Annotated in this window: 24 protein-coding genes; 5 read left to right on the forward strand and 19 right to left on the reverse strand. The window is 59.5% G+C overall.

Annotated elements, in window-relative coordinates; all coding sequences use genetic code 11:
• Positions 1-148: 148 nt before the first annotated feature.
• The 15 genes from ybgF to KI235_RS23780 form a co-directional block, all read right to left on the reverse strand.
• Positions 149-988, reverse strand: coding sequence for a tol-pal system protein YbgF (gene ybgF, locus KI235_RS23710; protein WP_003205027.1), 840 nt, complete (start codon positions 986-988; stop codon positions 149-151).
• Between the two features lie 6 nt (positions 989-994).
• Positions 995-1492 (reverse strand): peptidoglycan-associated lipoprotein Pal, encoded by a 498-nt coding sequence (gene pal, locus KI235_RS23715; protein WP_003205029.1) that lies wholly within the window; start codon positions 1490-1492, stop codon positions 995-997.
• A gap of 52 nt (positions 1493-1544) precedes the next feature.
• A complete protein-coding gene (tolB, locus tag KI235_RS23720; RefSeq protein ID WP_167331297.1) occupies positions 1545-2825 on the reverse strand; it encodes a Tol-Pal system beta propeller repeat protein TolB in 1281 nt (426 codons plus the stop codon).
• Positions 2826-2842: 17 nt separating this feature from the next.
• The gene (gene tolA, locus KI235_RS23725; protein WP_003205033.1) at positions 2843-3922 is read right to left on the reverse strand and encodes a cell envelope integrity protein TolA; all 1080 of its coding nucleotides are present in this window, start codon (positions 3920-3922) and stop codon (positions 2843-2845) included.
• Positions 3922-4374 (reverse strand): protein TolR, encoded by a 453-nt coding sequence (gene tolR / locus KI235_RS23730; RefSeq protein WP_161796096.1) that lies wholly within the window; start codon positions 4372-4374, stop codon positions 3922-3924. The genes tolA and tolR overlap by 1 nt, the downstream gene beginning before the upstream one ends.
• A gap of 23 nt (positions 4375-4397) precedes the next feature.
• Entirely contained in the window at positions 4398-5093 is a 696-nt protein-coding gene (gene tolQ / locus KI235_RS23735; RefSeq protein ID WP_003205035.1) for a protein TolQ, read from the reverse strand.
• Positions 5083-5550, reverse strand: a complete 468-nt coding sequence (ybgC, locus tag KI235_RS23740; RefSeq protein WP_003205037.1) for a tol-pal system-associated acyl-CoA thioesterase — start codon at positions 5548-5550, stop codon at positions 5083-5085. The genes tolQ and ybgC overlap by 11 nt, the downstream gene beginning before the upstream one ends.
• 127 nt (positions 5551-5677) lie before the next feature.
• Entirely contained in the window at positions 5678-6739 is a 1062-nt protein-coding gene (gene ruvB, locus KI235_RS23745) for a Holliday junction branch migration DNA helicase RuvB (RefSeq protein WP_003178599.1), read from the reverse strand.
• The gene (ruvA, locus tag KI235_RS23750; protein ID WP_003205039.1) at positions 6740-7348 is read right to left on the reverse strand and encodes a Holliday junction branch migration protein RuvA; all 609 of its coding nucleotides are present in this window, start codon (positions 7346-7348) and stop codon (positions 6740-6742) included. It abuts the gene before it with no gap.
• 115 nt (positions 7349-7463) lie between these two features.
• Positions 7464-7988 (reverse strand): crossover junction endodeoxyribonuclease RuvC, encoded by a 525-nt coding sequence (gene ruvC, locus KI235_RS23755; RefSeq protein ID WP_003178595.1) that lies wholly within the window; start codon positions 7986-7988, stop codon positions 7464-7466.
• Positions 7989-8151: 163 nt separating this feature from the next.
• Complete coding sequence (locus KI235_RS23760; protein ID WP_003205041.1) at positions 8152-8898, reverse strand: YebC/PmpR family DNA-binding transcriptional regulator; 747 nt, start codon at positions 8896-8898, stop codon at positions 8152-8154.
• A gap of 120 nt (positions 8899-9018) precedes the next feature.
• Entirely contained in the window at positions 9019-10794 is a 1776-nt protein-coding gene (aspS, locus tag KI235_RS23765; RefSeq protein WP_003205043.1) for an aspartate--tRNA ligase, read from the reverse strand.
• A 75-nt stretch (positions 10795-10869) separates the two neighbouring features.
• Entirely contained in the window at positions 10870-11091 is a 222-nt protein-coding gene (locus KI235_RS23770) for a zinc ribbon domain-containing protein (protein WP_003178589.1), read from the reverse strand.
• Between the two features lie 221 nt (positions 11092-11312).
• On the reverse strand, positions 11313-11654 hold the full coding sequence (locus KI235_RS23775) for a ribbon-helix-helix domain-containing protein (protein ID WP_003205045.1): 342 nt from the start codon (positions 11652-11654) through the stop codon (positions 11313-11315).
• 208 nt (positions 11655-11862) lie between these two features.
• Entirely contained in the window at positions 11863-12333 is a 471-nt protein-coding gene (locus KI235_RS23780; RefSeq protein ID WP_003205047.1) for a Dps family protein, read from the reverse strand.
• 394 nt (positions 12334-12727) lie between these two features.
• On the opposite strand from KI235_RS23780, the gene KI235_RS30640 reads away from it, so the two are divergent.
• Positions 12728-13333 (forward strand): cold-shock protein, encoded by a 606-nt coding sequence (locus KI235_RS30640; protein WP_003205048.1) that lies wholly within the window; start codon positions 12728-12730, stop codon positions 13331-13333.
• A 77-nt stretch (positions 13334-13410) separates the two neighbouring features.
• Here the strand turns inward: KI235_RS30640 and KI235_RS23790 are convergent, their stop codons facing one another.
• Together KI235_RS23790 and KI235_RS23795 are read right to left on the reverse strand one after the other, a co-directional pair.
• Positions 13411-13617 carry a SlyX family protein gene (locus tag KI235_RS23790; RefSeq protein WP_003205050.1) on the reverse strand — a complete coding sequence of 69 codons (207 nt, stop codon included), beginning with the start codon at positions 13615-13617 and terminating at the stop codon, positions 13411-13413.
• Positions 13618-13620: 3 nt separating this feature from the next.
• Positions 13621-14046: an HIT domain-containing protein gene (locus tag KI235_RS23795; RefSeq protein WP_003205052.1), complete on the reverse strand. Its 426-nt coding sequence runs from the start codon at positions 14044-14046 to the stop codon at positions 13621-13623.
• Positions 14047-14935: 889 nt separating this feature from the next.
• On the opposite strand from KI235_RS23795, the gene KI235_RS23800 reads away from it, so the two are divergent.
• Complete coding sequence (locus tag KI235_RS23800) at positions 14936-16219, forward strand: OprD family porin (protein WP_003205054.1); 1284 nt, start codon at positions 14936-14938, stop codon at positions 16217-16219.
• Between the two features lie 163 nt (positions 16220-16382).
• On the opposite strand, the gene KI235_RS23805 is transcribed toward KI235_RS23800, so the two are convergent.
• Positions 16383-17225, reverse strand: coding sequence for a mechanosensitive ion channel family protein (locus tag KI235_RS23805; protein WP_003205055.1), 843 nt, complete (start codon positions 17223-17225; stop codon positions 16383-16385).
• Between the two features lie 83 nt (positions 17226-17308).
• Positions 17309-17794: a YajQ family cyclic di-GMP-binding protein gene (locus tag KI235_RS23810; RefSeq protein ID WP_003205057.1), complete on the reverse strand. Its 486-nt coding sequence runs from the start codon at positions 17792-17794 to the stop codon at positions 17309-17311.
• A gap of 142 nt (positions 17795-17936) precedes the next feature.
• On the opposite strand from KI235_RS23810, the gene KI235_RS23815 reads away from it, so the two are divergent.
• The 3 genes from KI235_RS23815 to KI235_RS23825 are packed head-to-tail and all read left to right on the forward strand — an operon-like array spanning position 17937 to position 21521.
• Positions 17937-18854 carry a putative 2-dehydropantoate 2-reductase gene (locus tag KI235_RS23815; protein ID WP_003205059.1) on the forward strand — a complete coding sequence of 306 codons (918 nt, stop codon included), beginning with the start codon at positions 17937-17939 and terminating at the stop codon, positions 18852-18854.
• Between the two features lie 46 nt (positions 18855-18900).
• Entirely contained in the window at positions 18901-20937 is a 2037-nt protein-coding gene (locus KI235_RS23820; RefSeq protein ID WP_003205062.1) for a HAMP domain-containing sensor histidine kinase, read from the forward strand.
• A 2-nt stretch (positions 20938-20939) separates the two neighbouring features.
• Positions 20940-21521, forward strand: a complete 582-nt coding sequence (locus tag KI235_RS23825) for a cob(I)yrinic acid a,c-diamide adenosyltransferase (RefSeq protein ID WP_013694113.1) — start codon at positions 20940-20942, stop codon at positions 21519-21521.
• Positions 21522-21562 lie beyond the last annotated feature (41 nt).

Consider the following 21562-nt stretch of genomic DNA (forward strand, 5'->3'; position numbering starts at 1 on the left):
GCTAAACAGGCTGTCCGCCTCCGTCAGGCACTTCAAGGAACCCCGCCAACGCGCAGATCCCAAAAAGCGTGTTTCATAAAAAAGGGCGTGAATTCTAACGAAAAAACCCGCGACAGGCGCGGGTTTCTTCAAAACAGGTCAAGCCGACTTACATGCGTTGCAGATCACGCTGGGCCAACTGGGCGGCGGATGTACCCGGATATTGGGCCACCACCTGCTGCAGAATGCCTTTTACCTTGTCGGTGTGACCGAGGCGGCGCTCTACATCAGCCAGCTTGTACAGCGAATCCGGCACCTTGGCGTGCTTGGGATACAGTTGCGAAACCTTGGCGAATGCCTGGCCGGCACCTTGCAGGTCGCCTTTGGCCAGGTTCACTTCACCCAGCCAGTATTGGGCATTGCCCGCGTACTGGCTGTTTGGGTATTTGCGCAGGAAGGCGGCAAAGGCCTGGCTGGCCTTGTCGAAATCCTTGGCCTTGATCAGGTCGAAGGCAGCATCGTAATAGAGCTTTTCCTTCGCCGGATCAGCCGGCTCGCCACCGGCGGCAGGTGCTGCAGGAGCAGTTGCCCCCGCGCCTGCGGCTGCACCGGGGGCGTTCAAGTCGCCACCGGCAGGAGAATTCTCAGGAGTCGCGGCAGGTGCAGGTGCAACGCCGGTTCCTATGCGCCGATCAAGATCCTGGTATCGCTCCAGGTTTTCCTGCTTCATGCGCGAAATATCATTCTGCAGAACTTCGATCACGCCTTGCTGGCGCGAAAGCTGATCCTGCATTTGCTGGAGCTGGTTGAACAGCTCGCCCTGTGCCGAGACAGGGGCCGAAACCCCTCCCCCGGCATAGGCGCCGTTCGTACCGTAACCTGCAGGCGGATAGCTGCTCCCGCTATTGTTATAGCCGGCATCGTTATCGACCACAGGAACCGCAGCCCACGCCGCAAGCGGCGCGAGGCTGAGAGCCAGAACAGTTACAGCACGACGGCACGTTCGCATGACGAATTACTTACGCAGTTCGACGCGACGGTTTTGAGCCCAGGACTGCTCGTCGTTGCCGGTAGCAACTGGACGCTCTTCGCCGTAGGAAACCAGTTCCAGCTGAGCTGGGGAAACACCTTGCAGTACCAGGTAGCGTTGAACGGCTTTCGCACGACGCTCGCCCAGTGCCATGTTGTACTCACGAGTACCACGTTCGTCGGTGTTGCCTTCCAGAACAACGCGAGCGCCGTTCGACTTCAGGTCTTTGGCGTGAACGTCCAGAGCGCGCATGGCTTCTGGCTTCAGGTCCGAGCTGTCGTATTCGAAGTAGAAGGTGGTGATTGCGCGCAGAGCAGCTTCTTCGCTCAGGGAGCCGTCAACTGCACCGGTGTTAGCGCCGTAACCAGCGTTTGGATCAACAGCGCCTTCACCGGCATTGTCGCCGCCTTTGGACGAGCAACCTACAGCTACAGCCATGGCCAGAGCCAGCGCAGCAAATTTACCAAACTTCAGCATTTCCATCGTGAAACTCCTAATGAACCCCAGTGTGTTAAGTAAAACGTATAGCGCCGCGTCAGTTCAGGTAAGGGGACCAGGACGGTTCTCTGACTTCGCCTTGAGCGGTAGGAAGCGGGAGCCTCACGCGTCCATTAATGGACACGAGCATCAAGACTCCCCGGCCCTGCTGGCGGGTGGCGTAGATTACCATGGTGCCGTTGGGCGCAACAGTGGGTGACTCGTCCAGAGTGCTATCAGTGAGGATTTTTACGCTACCGCGCTGCAAATCCTGGGCCGCCACCTTGAAATTAGTGAAACCATCCTGGCGATGGATCATTACCAGGGTCTTTTCGTCCGCCGACAGTTTAGGGTTGGCGTTGTAGTTACCGACGAACGTCACGCGTTCGGCACCGCCACCACCAGCACTGGTCTTGTAGATCTGTGGCTTGCCGCCACGGTCGGAGGTGAAGTAGATGGTCGAGCCATCCTTGCCCCAGAACGGTTCGGTGTTGATGCCCGGGCCATTGGTGACGCGGGAGATCGAACGCGAAGCCAGGTTCATCACATAGATGTCCGGGTTACCGTCCTTGGACAGCACGAACGCCAGGCGCGAACCGTCCGGCGACCAGGCTGGCGCGCCGTTCAGGCCTTCGAAGTTGGTGATCTGCTCACGACGACCGGTGTCGATGTGCTGCACGAAAATGCGCGGACGCTTCTGCTCGAACGAGACATAGGCGATGCGCTTGCCATCGGGGGCGAAGCGCGGCGACAGGATTGGCTCGCGCGATTGCAGCAAGGTCACTGCACGGGCACCGTCATAGTCGGAGCGCTGCAGGGTGTAGCGGGTGTTGTTTTCGGAGAAGCGCTCGGCCGTCACGTAGAGCATGCGGGTAGAGAACGCGCCCTTGATGCCGGTGAGTTTCTCGAACGACTGGTCGGCGATGTAGTGCGACATGTCGCGCAACTGATCGACGCTGCCCGACACGCTGCCGGTCAGCACTTGCTGCTCGGTGGCGACGTTGAACAGGGCGTACTGCACCTGCAGGCGACCGCCAGCCGGAACGATACTGCCGACCATGATGTACTGGGCGCCCAGGGCCTTCCAGTCACGGTAGATGACTTCGCTGGCCTGGGTCGGCAGGCTGATCATGTTCTGCTTCGGAATCGGCGCGTAGTAACCCGAGTTGCGCAGGTCGTTGCCGATGATTTCCGCCATGTCGTCCGGCAGGACGCTACCGCCCTGCCAGCCGAACGGTACGACGGCGATCGGGGTCGCCCGGTCGCTGCCGCTGGTGACCAGGATGTTCTTTTCCTCTGCTACCGCTATCCCTGCCAGGCAGCAGATAACGACCAGCATTGATCGAAGAAGGTTTCTCACAAGGCTAGATCCTCAGGTGTGAATGTCATCTTGAATGAACGATAGGGAGCAAAGTCGCTCGGTTTCATTCCTTGCATTTCCGTCAATCGCCCAATGTTCTTGACCGCTGCGACCGCCGAAGCGTCGAACGGACCGTCACCACTGGACTTGGCGACGCTGACCGAGGTAACCGTACCGTCGGGCAACATGCCGATTTGCAATACTACCGTCATGCCTTTGCGCGCCGAAGGGGGACGAGCCCAGCCTTCTGCCGCTCGTGCGCGAATCAAATCATCGTAGCTGCCGGCGACTTCATCGCCCTGCTCATCAGCCAATGCCTGCTGGCGCTCCGGCGTGTCGGAAAGCAGATCTGCCAAGGCCTGGGCCTTTTTGTCTTCGGCGGATTTACGCGCTGCGTCCTGGGCCTTTTTCTTGGCGGCGTCGGCGGCGGCTTTCTTCTTCGCGTCTTCGGCGACTTTCTTTTTCGCCTCTTCAGCTTCAGCTTTCTTCTTGGCGTCTTCGGCCGCTTTCTTCTTCGCGTCCTCGACGATCTTTTTCTTCGCTTCTTCAGCGGCCGCTTTCTTGGCCTCTTCTTCAGCGGCTTTCTTGGCTTCTTCTTCGGCCTTCTTCTTGGCTATATCAGCCAATTGTTTCTCTTCTGCCTTTTTGGCCTCGGCGGTTTTCTTCGCTTCGTCGGCTTTCTTGGCTTCGTCAGCCTTTTTCGCCTCGTCAGCTTTCTTCGCCTCATCGGCCTTCTTGGCTTCCTCGGCCTTTTGAGCCGCTTCCTCTTTCTTTTGTTCCGCGGCCTTTATCGCTTCCTGCTCGACCTTCTTCTGCTCCATCTGCTCGACTTCAGTCTGGCGCGCGGCGGATTTCTTCGCCTCACCGGCAAGCTTCTGGTTGGTCTGGGTGGTCGCCTGGCTTTTCGACTTGAGCTGGTACAACGTCGCCTGCACGATCGGCTTGGCCGGCGGCAGCTCAGGGGTCATGGCAAAACTGACGAACAGCATGCCGAACACCAGTACGTGCAGACCGATTGCCAGGACACTAGGCCAGAAGTAGCTTTCCGAGGCGGACGGCTCTCGCTGTTGCTGCATCAGGGCGCCTCAGTGATCAAGCCAACATTACCGACCCCGGCTTTCTGCAGGCCACCCATGGCGCCCATCACGGCACCGTAGTCGACGGTCTTGTCACCGCGAATGAAGACCTGCGTGCGCTTGCCGGCGTCGTTGCCGACACGAATGATCTTGGTCACCGCATCGGTCATCTGCGGCAAGGTCATGGCCCGGTCCTGCTGCTTCTCGGTGTCGACTTCGCTGCCAAGGTTCCAGTAGTAGGTCTTGTCAGCCTTGATCGAAATGGTCAGTACCTGGGTGTTGTTGTCCTGCGGCAAGGCTTCGCTGGAAACCTTGGGCAGATCGACCTTCACGCCCTGATTGAGCATCGGCGCGGTCACCATGAAGATGACCAGCAGCACCAACATCACGTCGATGTAGGGCACCACGTTCATCTCGGCAACCGGCTTGCGCTTGTTTCGGGCTCGAGCGATTAAAGCCATGGGGAAATACCTGCTTATTCTTCGCTGGTGTGCACTTTGCGGTGCAGGATCGCCTGGAATTCATCGGCGAAGGTGTAGTAACGGCTGGTCAGCGCTTCGCTACGGGCAGCGAAGCGGTTGTAGGCGATCACGGCCGGAATGGCCGCGAACAGGCCGATGGCGGTGGCGACCAGTGCCTCGGCAATACCCGGGGCCACGGTGGCCAGGGTCGCTTGCTGGGCAGAGGCCAGGCCACGGAAGGAGTTCATGATCCCCCACACGGTGCCGAACAGACCGATGTACGGGCTGACCGAACCAACGGTGGCGAGGAACGACAGGCCTTGTTCGAGTTTTTCTTCCTCGCGGGAGATGGCCACGCGCATGGCACGAGCCACGCCTTCCATCACCGCTTCCGGGTCAACGCCTGGCTGCTGGCGCAGACGGGAGAATTCCTTGAAGCCGGCACGGAAGATCTGCTCCACGCCCGAATCCGGGTCCGGGTTGCTCCCGGCCTGACGATAGAGCTTGGACAGGTCGATGCCGGACCAGAAGCGCTCTTCGAAGCTCTCCAGGGCACGGCGACCGGCGCGCAGCATGTTGCTGCGCTGAAAAATCATGATCCATGAGGTCACCGATGCGGCTACCAGGATCAGCATTACCAACTGCACCACGACGCTGGCATTGCTGACCAAGCTCCACATGGAGGTATGGTCGACGACGTTAGCTTCCACGCTTTATCTCCTGCTCTGAGTGTGTACCCGCGCCGCTCACGCCGGCAAAGGCCGCACGTAGAGCTTCGGGAATGGCCCGGGGTTTCAAACTATGGGTGCGCACACAGGCCACCAAAAACTGCCCTTCACAGAGCAGCACGTTATCCGTAGCCCGCCTGACCTGCTGCTTGAAACGCAGGCTGACACGGTTCAATTCGATGACATCGGCACTTACCACCAGTTCGTCGTCCAGTCGCGCCGGCGCGTGGTAGCGCGCTTCGCTGGAATGCACGACGAATAACAGGTCCTCCCCTGCCAGCGCGGATTGGGCAAAACCCAGTTCCCGCAGCCGTTCGGTTCGAGCCCGTTCCATAAACTTGAGGTAATTGACGTAGTAGACGATGCCGCCAGCATCGGTGTCCTCGTAATAAACGCGACAGCGATGTGCGAACGACTCCAGCCCGTTTTGCGCGCGCATACTCTAGTGCTTACTCCTCAGGTTGCCAATCGGCCAGGCAACTGTTTTTTCATTCTCGAACGCATTGACGCTCCAGGCGTGGTCTGGGACAGCACGAACTGGAAAAAAGTCGGCGTACAGAGCTCGTTCAATCGTCCACGGCATCGAGGAATTCGTCTACCACCGGCATCTCACCCATTCGTGTCGGGATGTTTAAGCCAAAATGCAAATAAGCATGACGGGTCACCACGCGCCCGCGAGGGGTACGCATGATGTAGCCCTGCTGGATCAGGTACGGTTCCAGCACATCTTCAATGGTGTGGCGCTCTTCGCTGATGGCCGCCGCCAGGCTGTCCACGCCCACCGGGCCACCGTCGAATTTCTCGATCATGGTCAGCAGCAGGCGCCGGTCCTGATGGTCGAAACCGCGCTCGTCGATGTCCAGCAGGTTCAACGCCAGGTCGGCAATCGGCTTGGTGATGTGGCCCTTGGCGCGGACTTCGGCAAAATCCCGGACCCGGCGCAGCAGGCGGTTGGCGATCCGCGGCGTACCCCGGGCACGCCGGGCGATCTCATACGCACCGTCCGGGTCCAGCGGCAACCCGAGGATGCCCGCCGAACGACTGACAATCGTCGCCAGGTCGGCGTTGTTGTAGAACTCCAGGCGCTGGACGATACCGAAGCGGTCCCGCAACGGGTTGGTCAGCATGCCAGCGCGGGTGGTGGCGCCCACCAGGGTGAAGGGCGGCAGGTCGAGCTTGATCGAGCGTGCCGCCGGCCCTTCACCGATCATGATGTCAAGCTGGAAATCTTCCATGGCCGGATACAGCACTTCCTCGACGATCGGCGACAGCCGATGGATTTCGTCGATGAACAGCACGTCATGGGGCTCAAGATTGGTCAGCAGCGCCGCCAGGTCACCCGGCCGCTCGAGGACCGGCCCGGACGTGCTCTTGATCGAGACGCCCATTTCCTGGGCAATGATGTTGGCCAGGGTAGTCTTGCCCAGGCCCGGCGGACCGAAGATCAAGGTGTGGTCCAGCGACTCGCTGCGCCCACGGGCGGCCTGGATGAACAACTCCATCTGCTCGCGCACGGTCGGTTGGCCGATGTAGTCGGCCAGGCTGACAGGACGAATCGCGCGGTCCTGGATTTCCTCGCGGTCACGGGGCGCGCCCGTGGCGGCGATCAGGCGGTCAGCTTCAATCACTTAAATCATTCCCTTCAGGGCACGGCGAATCATGTCTTCAGTGCTCAGGCCTTTTTCCTTGATGGCGGAAATCGCCTTGCTGGCTTCCTGCGGCTTGTAGCCCAGGGAGATCAGCGCGGTGACCGCATCGCTTTCGGCGCTGACCGCAGGCGCAGGCGCGTCCGGCTGGTTCGGCACCAGGGCGAACATAGCCGGCACCGCCTCCCAGGCCTTGAAGCGGTCCTTGAGTTCGACCAGCAGGCGCTCGGCGGTTTTCTTGCCCACACCCGGCACCTTGGTCAGGGCCGAGGTGTCCTGGGACTGCACGCAACGGACCAATTCATCGACTTCCAGGCTCGACATCAAGGCCAGGGCCAGTTTCGGGCCGACGCCATTGAGACGGATCAGCTCGCGGAAGAAGTCTCGCTCGCGCTTGCCGACGAAGCCATAGAGTAACTGCGCATCCTCGCGCACGACCAAATGGGTGTGCAGGGTCAGCGGCTCGCCGACCGACGGCAAGCGATACAGCGTGGTCATGGGCACTTCCAGCTCATAGCCCAGGCCATTTACATCCAGAATCAGGTGCGGCGGCTGTTTTTCAGCCAGGGTGCCGCGCAAGCGTCCAATCACGTTTCAGATCCTTGGGTGTTGGCCAGCCTGCTGGCTGGCGAGTAACAGCCCGGGCAGGAAGGCCGACGACACAGGCGCAAGATGCTCGGGCTCACGAAAGATTGCGCTGATGCTATCAGAGACGCAGGCGCCCGCCACGACTGCGTGCGGTTCCCAGGCCGTGAGGCAACAGGCTGGAACGGGTATGGGCATGGCAAATGGCAATGGCCAGGGCGTCGGAGGCATCGATCTGCGGCTTGCTGACCAGTTTCAACAGGTGCATCACCATCATTTGCACCTGCTCCTTGTTCGCCGCCCCGGTTCCGACGACCGCCTGCTTGACCTGGGTCGCGCTGTACTCGGCGATCTCCAGGTTTTCCTCGGCGCCAGCAACGATTGCCGCGCCCCGGGCCTGCCCCAGCTTCAGGGCCGAGTCGGCGTTGCGCGCCATGAAAACCTTTTCGATGCCCATGGTGACCGGGCCGTAGGTCTGGATGACCTCACGCACGCCGCGATAAACGATCTGCAAGCGCTCGTGCAGTTCACCCGCCCCGGTGCGGATGCAACCAGACGCGACGTACACGCAGCCGCGCCCGGTATCGCGAACCACACCGTAGCCGGTGATGCGCGAACCAGGGTCGATACCAAGGATTAAAGTCATAGCGCCTGCGGTTTGAAGGGGAGTTATCCAGACCTGTGGGAGCGAGCTTGCTCGCGATGGCGTCGGATCAGCAAGCACAGTGTTGACTGATGTATCACTATCGCGAGCAAGCTCGCTCCCACAGGTTGATCATTGGCAATCGTCAATATTTGAACTGGCTTTCTCAGCCCAGCTGTTCAGCCACCGACTCCGGAATGTCAGCGTTAGAGTAGACGTTCTGCACATCGTCCAGGTCTTCAAGCATGTCGATCAGCTTGAGCACCTTCTCGGCGCCTTCGAGGTCCAGTTCGGCACTGGTGGTCGGCTGCATGACGATCTCTGCGTCGGCGGGCTTGAAACCGGCCGCCTCCAGGGCGTTGCGCACGGCATAGAAGCTGGCGAACGAAGTAAACACGTCGAACGAGCCGTCTTCGTGGCTGACCACGTCATCGGCGTCGGCCTCCAGGGCCGCTTCCGTCAGGGCATCTTCATCGAGGCCCGGCGCGAAGCTGATCTGCCCCTTGCGCTCGAACAGGTAAGCCACCGAACCATCGGTGCCCAGGTTGCCACCGCATTTGCTGAAGGCGTGACGCACGGCGGCGGCAGTACGGTTGCGGTTGTCGGTCATGCATTCGACCATCACCGCCACGCCGCCAGGGCCATAACCTTCGTAGGTCAGCTCTTCAACGTTGTCAGCCTCGGTCGCACCGGCGCCACGGGCGACGGCCCGATCGATGATATCGCGGCTCATGTTGGCACCCAGCGCCTTGTCCAGGGCCAGGCGCAAGCGCGGGTTGGAACCCGGGTCGCCGCCACCCTGGCGGGCCGCGACCGTCAGCTCACGGATCCACTTGGTGAAGATCTTGCCTCTCTTGGCATCCTGACGTTCTTTGCGGTGCTTGATGTTCGCCCACTTGGAATGACCTGCCATAACTCGCTCCGTTTCTCTTTGGAACATTGCCCGCCCTGCGCGTACACAGTGGCCGGCAATCAGAAATATCGACCCCAATGAAAAGGCGCATCCGAAGATGCGCCCTCTCAGGTGCCAGCCTTACTCAGCCTTTGGCTGTTCACGCAGACGAATGTGCAACTCGCGCAATGCCTTGGCATCCACCACACCCGGCGCCTGGGTCATGACATCGGCCGCGCTCTGGGTTTTCGGGAACGCGATCACTTCACGGATCGACTGGGCGCCGGTCATCAGCATCACCAGACGGTCCAGGCCGAAGGCCAGGCCACCGTGGGGCGGTGCACCGTACTTCAGGGCGTCGAGCAGGAAGCCGAACTTCTCTTCCTGCTCGGCTTCGTTGATGCCCAGCAGGCGGAACACTGCCTGTTGCATTTCCTTGCGGTGGATACGGATCGAACCGCCACCCAGTTCGGTGCCGTTCAGGACCATGTCGTAAGCGCGCGACAGAGCGGTGGCCGGGTTGGCCTCCAGCTCTTGCGGCGAGCACTTCGGCGCGGTGAACGGGTGGTGCAGCGCCGAGAAGCTGCCGTCGTCGTTTTCTTCGAACATCGGGAAGTCAACGACCCACATTGGCGCCCATTCGCAAGTCAGCAGCTTCAGGTCGTGACCCAGCTTGATACGCAGCGCGCCCAGGGCTTCGCTGACGATCTTGGCCTTGTCGGCACCGAAGAACACGATGTCGCCGTCAACCGCGCCCACGCGATCGAGGATCACATTGAGGTTGGCTTCAGGGATGTTTTTCACGATCGGCGATTGCAGGCCATCAACACCCGCGGCGCGCTCGTTGACCTTGATGTAGGCCAGGCCCTTGGCACCGTAGATGCCGACGAACTTGGTGTAGTCGTCGATCTGCTTGCGCGGCATGCTGGCGCCGCCAGGAACGCGCAAGGCCGCGATACGGCATTTCGGGTCGTTGGCCGGGCCGCTGAACACCTTGAACTCGACGTCCTTGAGCTGGTCAGCCACGTCCACCAGCTCCAGCGGGTTACGCAGGTCTGGCTTGTCGGAACCGTAGCGGCGCATGGCCTCTTCGAAGGTCATGTGCGGGAACTCGCCGAATTCCAGACCCAGCACTTCCTTGAACAGGTTGCGGATCATGCCTTCGGTCAGGCCCATGATGTCTTTTTCGTCGAGGAAGCTGGTCTCGATGTCGATCTGAGTGAACTCAGGCTGACGGTCGGCACGCAGGTCTTCGTCGCGGAAGCACTTGGCGATCTGGTAGTAGCGATCGAACCCGGCCACCATCAGCAGTTGCTTGAACAACTGTGGCGATTGCGGCAAGGCGAAGAAGCTGCCGGGGTGGGTACGGCTCGGCACCAGGTAGTCGCGGGCGCCTTCCGGCGTGGCGCGGGTCAGGATCGGCGTCTCGACGTCGAGGAAGCCGTTCTCGTCCAGGTAACGACGGATGCTGGTGGTCATGCGCGAACGCAGGCGCAGCTTCTCGGCCATCTCCGGGCGACGCAGGTCGATGAAGCGGTAGCGCAGGCGGGTTTCTTCGCCCACGTCGGAGTATTCGTTGAGCGGGAACGGCGGGGTTTCCGATTCGTTGAGCACTTCCAGCTCGTAACCCAGCACTTCGATCATGCCGGACGCCATGTTGGCGTTGCCAGCACCGGCCGGACGCAGACGCACCTTGCCGGTGATCTTGACCACATATTCGCTGCGCACGCGGTCGGCGGTGGCGAAGGTGTCAGCGCGGTCCGGATCGAACACCACCTGGGCCAGGCCTTCACGATCACGGATATCGAGGAAAATCACCCCGCCATGGTCACGGCGACGATGGACCCATCCGCAAAGAGTAACTTCCTGACCTTCCAGGCTTTCGTTCAGTTGGCCGCAATAATGGCTGCGCATCATGGTAGTGGTTTCACTTCTCGTAATTCGAAATTCGGTTGGAGGACCTGCCCGTGCAAGCACTCGCGCGTGTTCAACTCAATCAGCTTTGTCGCCACCGGCCAAATTCTTCTTGGCGCCGGTCTTGAAGTCGGTTTCATACCAGCCTGTGCCGCCGAGGCGGAAACCAGGCATGGACAGCATCTTTTTCAGTTCTGGCGCCTGACAGGCAGGGCAGTCGACCAGCGGTGCCGCGCTGATCTTTTGAATGGCTTCCATCTGATGACCACAGGAAGCACATTGATAGTCGTACATCGGCATGGGGTTGTCTCGGCGATCAGGTTACTCGCGCAAAGGCTGGGCTTTGCGGCAAAGAGCGGGATTATATCCATTAAATGCGGCCTGTGCAGCCGTAAGACCGCACAGGCCATTTCCGGATGCTGTGTAGGAGCTGACGAGTGCAACGAGGCTGCGATCTTGCCCCAGACACTTGAGTCGCAAGCGCAAGATCAAGATCCAAAGATCGCAGCCTTCGGCAGCTCCTACGCCGCACCATGATCCATCCCGGTCTCCTTCAAACTGTGCACCACGCAGACCACACGCACCAGCGCGCTGAAATTGCGCACCCCGCCATGGCGCAGGTGCACCTCCCTGTCGACATGGGACAGCAACGTGCTGATGGAACAGCTGTTGAGCTGGGCCATGTCACCGAGGATATCCCAATAGACCTGTTCCAGCCGCAGACAGGTGGCGAACCCGTTCAGACGAATGGATCGGGCCAGGGGGCGCACCAGCTGCATATCGAACCCCCTGACGAACGGATCGACGCTGATGGACTGAAAGCGCCCACGCAAACCCTCCCCCGGTTCTTTTCCTTGAATCATACCGTTGACACTCCTTTGCCATACGAACCTCTCAGTTGGAACACTCCATCTGTGGCTCTATGGAAGCTCAACGGCATCGCCAGTTCCAGACGACTTTATGACCATGGACGTAGGACAAGCCAACAGCAGGCAGGCGATGAATTACGCCGTCCTACACGCCGCGCGCTGGGAATGCTGCCCGCGCCACGTCATCACCTGCCTGAGGTTACTAACCCTCCAGCAACGCCCGCAGCATCCACGCGGTCTTTTCGTGAACTTGCATGCGCTGGGTCAGCAGGTCGGCGGTGGGCTCATCACTGACCTTGTCCAATAAAGGAAAGATGCCCCGGGCCGTACGCGTCACCGCTTCCTGGCCCTCGACCAGTTGCCGGATCATGTCTTCGGCGCCAGGCACGCCTTCCTCTTCCTTAATAGAAGACAGGCGCGCGTACACCGAGTAGGCCCCCGGGGCCGGGAAACCCAGGGCGCGAATTCGCTCGGCAATCAGGTCCACCGCCAGGGCCAGCTCGTTGTATTGCTCCTCGAACATCAGGTGCAGGGTCCGAAACATCGGCCCCGTGACGTTCCAGTGGAAATTGTGGGTCTTGAGATACAGCACATAGGTGTCCGACAGCAGGCGCGAAAGCCCGTCGACGATGGACTTGCGGTCTTCTTCACTGATACCGATATCAATTGCCATGTTGGTTGATCTCCTGACGGTGATGAATTCGACAACGCCCCAAACTCTAGTGGTTTTGGCCGCCTATGGCCTGCGACAGATCGCCAGCCCTCCTGAACCGACAAGCCGGGACAGCGAGCGGTTCCGACGCCCCGAGGAATTCAACGCCGTTTGCCTGGCACCTTCAAGCACCGGCGGGTCTTTTCTGGCCGACGAACAGCGCGGTACGTGTCCGTAACGAGTTTGAGAAGGCCGGGGCTTTGCTGTTAAATAGGCAGTGTGTCGCTACGCTTATTTTCCCGGGTGTGGCGCATAGGCTGATTCGGGTACGTGTCCAACGCCTCTCATTGTTTCGAAGCGAACCGCCCCCGACCAGCTCTTCCTTGTGATCTGTCTTAACCGTGAGCCAATCAAAATGTTGAAAATCGTCCACTTGCTAATGGGCGCAGCTGCCCTGCTGCTGTCCTTCATCCCTAGCCTGGGTTCCGAAGCCACACCTTACCTGCAACACCCCGATGCACTGTACCTAGCCTTTTTCGGCCTGCTCAACCTGACCCTCGCACCTGTTATCCCTTACTGGAACAAAGGTCCACGTCACCAACTGCAAAACCTGGTCAGTGCCCTGCTGGTGCTGGCCGTTGCCCTGCAAACCCTGGCCCTGCTGGCGCCTATGCCGGAAATCGGCGGTCAACCGGCCATTCTGTTCAGCCTGGGTGCAGCACTGCTCGCCGTGGCACTGCACCTGGCCGTCAGCTTCTACAAGAAGTCGTCGCCGGCCGCCGCTGCGCAGAACTACGACATGTCCAACCGCGATACCGGCACGGTGAAGTGGTTCAATACGTCCAAAGGGTTCGGCTTCATCTCCCGCGACTCCGGCGATGACATTTTCGTGCATTTCCGGGCCATTCGTGGCGAAGGCCATCGCGTCCTGGTGGAAGGCCAGCGCGTGGAGTTCTCCGTGATGAACCGCGACAAGGGCCTGCAGGCCGAAGATGTGATCGCCGCGCTGCCGCGCCGCTGATCCCAGCATAAAAAAACCGCGATGCAGCCTGGCTGCTCGCGGTTTTTTATTGCCCGTCAAACGAGAGTCGGGCCTGGTCAGTAGTGAGGAGGCGGCGCCTCTTCTTCGAACGACTCGAACTGCCCGGCCATTTCTTCCTGGCGCTTGAGCAACGCCGCCATCTGCAGCTGCAGACGCTCGACGATCCGCTGCTGCTCCACAAGCACGTCGTTCAATGCCTGGATGGTGTCATCCTGAAACGCCAGACGGCTTTCCAGATCGGTTACGCGGTCTTCAAGGTTCATGGTTCAGCCCTCCAGAAACTTGAAATCATCGGTCAAGGCCACTCGCAACCGTTCACGAATGGCCGCGACCTGCCCTGCATTATAAGGCTGGGCTGGGTGTTTGCCCCAGACCGGCGCAGGCCAGGCGGCATCATCACGCTTGCGCACGATGACGTGCATGTGCAATTGACTGACGACGTTACCCAGGGTTGCAACGTTCATCTTGTCGGCATCGAACGAATCCTTGAGGGTTTCGGCCAGCGCCGTGGTTTCTTTCCACAGCTGTTGTTGATCAGCGTCATCCAATTGAAACAATTCGCTGATATCTTCCCGCCGCGGTACGAGGATGAACCACGGGTAGTTCGAATCGTTGGACAAGAGCAACCGGCACAACGGGAAATCACCGATGGGCAATGTGTCTTGTTGCAGTCGTGGATCTAAAGCGAACACCGCGTGTACTCCTCGCTCGTTATTGGTTCTGCCCGGTTTGGCGGCCCGCAGGCCTGCATAGGACTCAGATGCGCAGCATACCCGCGAACGCCGGATCGATCACTGCGTACCGTGCTGATGCCCGGCCTTCGAATGATTTTTTTCAACATACGGCATCAACCTGTGCAACCTGACGCACCAACACAGCGCAAGCGGCACGGTAAGGTCCTGACAGGACCATGCCAGAGCCCAGGCAAAGCCTCGACGCTGTAAGATTTTCGTACAACCTGAAATTTTTTTGCACCAAAACAGCACAGTGCGTCTACGCTCAGTGCACAAAGTATCCGTGATTTACTCACTGGGTAGGGTGAACCGGTAACGTTTTTGATTGTCTTGCCACGTTTGCTGGCGTCAAACACGAGAGCCGCACACGAGTCAACCCTATTTAAAACAAGGCCTTTGGAGCCCGGTTTCATGAGGTTTCACCGCGTCAATCGATAAAATGTGAAAAAAATGTAAACGAAAATCGGGTTTGAGCATGCTTGTTGCATTCATCCCCGCACTGTCCAAAGGTCCCGCCGGACGCGGGAACCTGCCGACATACAAAATTAAAGTGGCAAGGCTGCCCTCAGGAGCTTCAAGCGCGGTAATGACGGACTCTTTACACCGATGCCGGAAAAAGAAAACGACATTAAAGTTGTGAATACGGTTGCGTCGGAATAGCTGAAATACGACATGGATCGAGCCATTGGCGACATGGTCGTAAAGAAGCTGAAAGGTTGAATGGGCAAGTATCGCCAATAATGTCGTCGTGATATAAGTTTGCGCCGACACAAAAAGAAAGAGCCGCCCAGATAAAAAAACAGGTGGGACGGCAGTACTCTTCTAAAAACCAAAGGAGCAAATCACGATGCGCGTGATGAAGTGGAGCATGATCGCACTGGCTGTATCGGCCGGTACCTCGCAGTTCGCAATGGCGTCCTCCCAAGAGGAATCTAAAGGTTTCATTGAAGACCAAAGCCTGACCGCAAAAACTCGTCTTGAGTACATGAACCGCGACCAACGTAACGGCGGCGGCAACATTGCTCTGCCAGGTGGTGGCTTCAAAAATGGCTACCGTGAAGATACCGGTATTAGTGAGCTGCTCATTTACAAATCCGGCTTCACACAAGGCACTATCGGTGTCGGTGTTGACGCATTCGCAGGCGGCACCGCACGTCTGGACGGTGGCGAAGGCCGTCAGGGCAACAACCTGTTTGCTTCCGACGACGAAGGCAAGCCTGAACACACACAATCGAAAGCCGGCGCTGCTGTTAAATTCCGTCTTTCCGACACCGTCTTGAAATACGGCACCCAACAAACTGAAAGCCCGGTCTTCTCCACCGATGACAGCCGTTTGTTGCCAGAATTTGCTACCGGTACTTTGATCACCAGCAAGGAAATCAAAGGCCTGGAGCTGAGCGCTGGTCACTTCACCGCGATGAGCGGGCAGCAGAACATGGGCCACGACAGCATCAATGGCGCACATTCTAAAGGCCTGACTTCCGCTGACATCGCTGGCGCAACCTACCAGTTCACCGACAATTTCGTGGCTGGCGTTGCGGCTTCCGATGTCGATGACTACTTCAAGAAGCAATACGTCAACCTGAACTACACCCTGCCGATCGACGATTCGCAAGCGCTGAACTTCGACTTCAACGGCTATAAGAGCAAGAGCCAAGGTCAAGAGCTGGCAGGCGATGTCGACAACCGCATCTGGTCCCTTGCAGCTGCGTACAGCCTCGGCGCTCACAAGTTCACCCTGGCGCATCAGCGCTCTAGCGGTGACACTGGTTACGTTTACGGCGTAGACGGTGGCGGCACGATTTTCCTGGCCAACTCCATCCAATACTCCGACTTTAACTTCGCCGACGAGCGTTCGTGGCAGGCTCGTTATGACCTGAACATGAAAACCTACGGCGTACCAGGTCTGAGCTTCATGACCCGTTACGTTAAGGGTGACAACATCTCCACCGATACCGGTGAAGGTAAAGAACACGAATGGGACATCGAAACCAAATACGTACTGCAGAGCGGTCCAGCCAAAGACCTCTCGTTCCGTGTACGTCAGGCGTTCTATCGTGCGTCCTCTAACGTCACTGGCGACGTTAACGACTTCCGCGTAATCGTCGAATACCCACTGAGCATCTTGTAATTCAGTGCTAATTCGATAGCTGCACCCGCAACAAACAAAAACCGCTCACCTGATCCAGGTGAGCGGTTTTTTTATTTCGACTGCATTCAGTCTTTATACAACTTCTTAATTAGCAAGCTAACTAAACATAACCTGACCCCAGCGCCAGGTTATAGTCGAATCATTATTGCGCTGGCCCTTCCTGAACGACCCGAATCACTCGCTGTGGAAACGGAATATCAATACCCGCGTCCTTCAAGCGATCCCGCGCCTGTTCATTGAGCATGAACATCACGTTCCAATAATCCGCCGTCTTGACCCAAATGCGCAGCGACACCGTGATGGAACTGTCGCCCAAGGTGGAAATCACCGCTTCAGGCGCTGGATCAGCCAGCACGCGCTCATCCTTGGCCAACGCCAACAACACTTCCCGGGCTTTTTGCAGGTCAGCCTGATAATCCACGCCTACATCGAACACGACCTTGCGGGTCGGCTGGCGATTGGTATTGGTGATGATGCCGTTCGAAAGATTGCCGTTTGGCACGATGACAGTCTTGTTGTCACCGGTGCGAATCACGGTGTGGAAGATCTGGATGCTGTCGACCGTACCGGCCACACCCTGGGCTTCGATCCAGTCACCAATGCGGAACGGGCGGAACAGCAGGATCAGCACGCCACCGGCGAAGTTCGCCAGGCTGCCTTGCAAGGCCAGGCCAATCGCCAGGCCGGCGGCACCGATGGCGGCGACGAATGAGGTGGTTTCCACGCCGATCATCGAAGCGACGCTGACGATCAGCAATATCTTCAGGATGATGTTGGCCAGGGTACTGATAAACCCTTGCAGCGCCAGGTCGGCGTTACGCAAGGCCAGCAGCGCGCCGAGTTTCTGCGTCACTTTGTTGATCAACCACCAGCCGATGGCCAGGGTGATGACGGCCAGCAACACGCGGCTGCCGTATTCCATGATCATGGGGATCCAGGTCTGGGAAGCCTTGACCAGGTTGTCCACTTCAGCATTCAAATCCATCTTTCTCTCCTATTCCTGTTGCACGCAGCATTTTGTGGCGAGGGGATTTATCCCCTCGCCACAATGTTTAATACAACCCAGTATCAGTCGCGGAAGTTGTTGAATTGCAGCGGCATACCGAATTCCTTGCCGCGCAGTGCCGCAATGGCTTCTTGCAAGTCGTCACGTTTTTTGCCGGTGACCCGCACCTGCTCGCCCTGGATGGCGGCTTGCACCTTGAGCTTGGCGTCCTTGATATGAGCGACGATCTTCTTCGCCAGCTCCTTGTCGATGCCTTCCTTGAGCACGGCTTCCTGTTTCATCAGCTTGCCCGAGGCATAGGCGTCCTTGACCTCAAGGCACTGCACGTCGATCTTGCGCTTGACCAGCGCCAGCTTGAGGATCTCGATCATCGCCTCGAGCTGGAAATCGGCCTCGGCGGTCAGGTTCACGGTCAGGTCTTTTTCCTTGAACTCGAAACTGCCCTTGCCCTTGAGGTCATAACGACGGTCGAGTTCCTTGACGGCGTTTTCAACCGCGTTGGTGACTTCGTGTTTGTCCAGTTCGGATACCACGTCGAATGACGGCATGTAGTGTTCTCCAAATAAAAAGGCGCGCCAGTATCAACGGCGCGCGCTTGGCTTATGGTTAAAATCGGGCTCATTATAACGGCTCTTTTCCTGCCGACACGGCGAGCCCTCAGATGCTTGCGCCAATCCGAGTAAAAAACTGATGTCTACCACCTGGCATGTCCTAGGGGCCGGCAGTCTCGGCACATTGTGGGCCACGCGCCTGGCCCGGGCCGGGTTGCCGGTGCGGCTGGTGCTGCGCAACGAAGCCCGCCTGCAGGCCTACCGAAGCGCCGGCGGCCTGACGTTGGTGGAACAGGGACAGGCGCAGAGCTACCCGATACCTGGCGAAACGGCGGACAGCCCGGAACCGATCAGGCGCCTGCTATTGGCCTGCAAAGCCTACGACGCGGAAGCGGCCGTGGCCTCGGTGGCCCATCGCCTGGACGCCGAATCGGAACTGATCCTGTTGCAGAACGGCCTCGGCAGCCAGGACGCGGTGGCCAATTGCGTACCCCAAGCCCGTTGCATCAGCGCCTCCAGCACTGAAGGCGCGTTCCGCGACGGTGACTGGCGCGTGGTGTTCGCCGGCCACGGCTACACCTGGCTGGGCGATCCTGCTCACCCAGTGGCGCCGTTCTGGCTCGACGACCTGGCCGCCGCCGGCATTCCCCACGAATGGAGCGCCGACATCCTCACCCGGCTCTGGCGCAAGCTGGCGCTCAACTGCGCAATCAACCCGCTGACCGTGCTGCACCACTGCAAGAACGGCGGCTTGCAGGAACACCGCTGCGAAGTGGCGACCCTGTGCGCAGAGCTCACCGACCTGCTCGAACGTTGTGGCCAGCCCGCGGCGGCCGAAGATTTGCAACCGGAAGTTGAACGAGTGATCCAGGCCACGGCCGCCAATTACTCCTCGATGTACCAGGATGTCGCCAATCGGCGCCGCACCGAAATCAGCTACTTGCTCGGTTACGCCTGCAAGGTCGCCCAACGCCATGAACTGACCGTGCCGCACCTGGAACAACTGCGGCAGCGACTGATTGCCCACTTGCACAACCTCGGATTGCCCAGCGACTGAGCAGCGGCTACGCTGGCCCTCGTATTCCTTTTTAGCGACGAGTCTGATGCCATTGCGCCAGCGCCTTGAAAACCTCCCGGTCGGCCAGAAACTGCTGGCCGCCCTGTTGGTGTTGTTGACCACTGTCCTGCTGGTGGCCAACCTGACCTTTATCAGCGCCGCCTACTACATTTCCCAGGAAAGCATGGCACCCCAGGCCCTGCAGACCATTGGCCGGCTGGTGGCCAATCCAAGCCTGATCTCCGACGCCCTGCAGTCGCCACAAAGCGCCCAACGCTTGCTCGACGAGCTCAACAGCTACGCACCGCTGAGGGCGGCGGCACTGTACGACGGCCAGGGCGAACGCCTGGCGCAGCTGCAACATGCCGAAAAACTCAAGCTGCCGGACCATTACCGCAATATGCAGGCTTGGCAGGCCGGTGAATTCCGCAGCAACCAGGTCATTACCCTGCCCCGCCCCGGCACGCTGCCCGGTCATCTGTTGCTGGTAGCCAGCAGCGAATTGCCGACCGCGTTCTACACCGGCACCCTGACCGCCAGCCTCGGCATCCTGATTTTCAGCGTGTTGCTGTGGCTGATCATTGCCCAGCAGATCAAGCGCCTGATCACCCAGCCGATTCATCAACTCGAAGAACTGTCACGCCAGGTCACCCGCGAAGAGAACTACGCCCTGCGTGCCGCACGCGGCAACCACGATGAGATCGGCAGCCTGGCCGAGGCGTTCAACACCATGTTGTCGCGGATCGAAGCCCGGGAGCAGCAACTCAAGCGCGCGCGGGACGACTCCCAGGCCGCCTACGACCAGGCCCAGGGTTTGGCGGAAGAAACCCGTCATACCAATCGCAAGCTGGAGCTGGAAGTCCAGGTGCGCAGCAAGATCGAGAAAAAGCTCACCGGTTTCCAGAATTACCTCAACAGCATCATCGACTCGATGCCGTCGGCGCTGATCGCCCTCGACGAGCAACTCTACGTCACCCAATGGAACCAGGAAGCCAGCGCCCTCTCCGGCACACGGCTGGACGAGGCGCTGAACCAGCCGATTTTCCTCGCCTTCGAACCGCTCAAACCCTACCTGCCGCAGCTCAAGCAGACCGTCGAGCAACACACGGTGGCCAAGATCGAACGCGTCACCTGGACCAAGGACGACGAAGCCCGGCACTACGCCCTCACCTTCTACCCACTGATGGGTGGAGCCGGGCGTGGCGTGGTCATCCGGATCGATGACATCACCCAGCGCCTGTCGCTGGAAGAAATGATGGTGCAATCGGAGAAAATGCTCTCGGTCGGCGGCCTCGCGGCGGGCATGGCCCATGAAATCAACAACCCGTTGGGGGCGATCCTGCACAACGTGCAGAACATCCGCCGCCGCCTGTCGCCGGAGCTGCCCAAGAACCTCGAACAGGCCGAGCTGCTGGGTATCCCGTTAGAGGAGGTCAATCGTTATCTCCAGGGTCGGGAGATCCCGCAGTTGCTCGACGGTATCCAGCAAGCCGGCGCCCGGGCGGCAAAAATCGTCACCCACATGCTCAGTTTCAGTCGTCGCAGTACCCGGCAAATGGCGCCTTGCGACCTGCCCGCGCTGATCGACCAGGCAGTGGAAATCGCCGGCAACGACTTCGACCTGGCAATCGGTTTCGACTTCAAGGGCCAGGCGATCACCCGTCAGTTCGATCCGAACCTGGGCCCAGTGCCCGGCACGGCCAACGAGCTGGAACAGGTGCTGCTCAACCTGCTGAAAAACGCCGCCCAGGCGATCCATCAACGCCAGGACGACAGCGAACCGGGGCGCATCATTCTGCGCACGCGGTTGAATCCACCGTGGGCGGAAATCCAGGTCGAGGACAATGGCATCGGCATGAGCGAGAACGTGCGCAAACGTACCTTCGAACCTTTCTTCACCACCAAGGAGATCGGCCAGGGCACGGGCCTCGGGCTGTCGGTCTCGTATTTCATCATCACCAACAACCACAAGGGCCAGATGGAAGTGCAGTCGGCGCCGGGTCAAGGCACCTGCTTCACCTTGCGCCTGCCCCTGGCGGGCACTTCGATGGTGCCGCAGGAAAACAGACAACTGGAGCGCTGAGCATGGGTTTTCGCCTGTCGAAGATTTACACCCGCACCGGCGACAAAGGTGAAACCGGGTTGGGCGATGGTCGCCGCGTGGCAAAGGACCACCCACGGGTCGAGGCCATCGGCGAAGTGGATACACTGAATAGCCAGCTGGGGTTGTTGCTGGCCGGGCTCGCCACTGAAACGACCCGACATCCGGGGCTGAAGGAGGTCAGTGACGTGCTGGCGCCTTGTCAGCACCGTCTGTTCGACCTCGGCGGGGAACTGGCGATGCCGGCTTATCAGGCCTTGAACGTGGCGGAAATCGAGCGACTGGAAGCGGCGATCGATGGGTGGAACGAGGAATTGGGCCCCCTGGAAAACTTCATCCTGCCCGGTGGCTCGGCGCTGGTGGCTCAGGCCCACGTCTGCCGCAGCCTGGCCCGCAGCGCCGAGCGCCGTTGTCAGCAACTGAACGCGGTGGAACCGCTGGCCGGGCCGGGGCTGGCCTATATCAATCGGTTATCGGATCTGCTGTTCGTGGCCGCGCGGGTCATTGCCCGGCGGCAAGGGGTAGCGGAGGTGCTTTGGGTGGCGGCGGCCAAGCCTGAGGGCTGATCACCTGCATGATCGTTCCCCACGCTCTGCGTGGGAACGCA

Origin of the sequence: Pseudomonas sp. St386, from assembly GCF_018325865.1 — a bacterium.
GTDB lineage: Bacteria > Pseudomonadota > Gammaproteobacteria > Pseudomonadales > Pseudomonadaceae > Aquipseudomonas > Aquipseudomonas brassicacearum.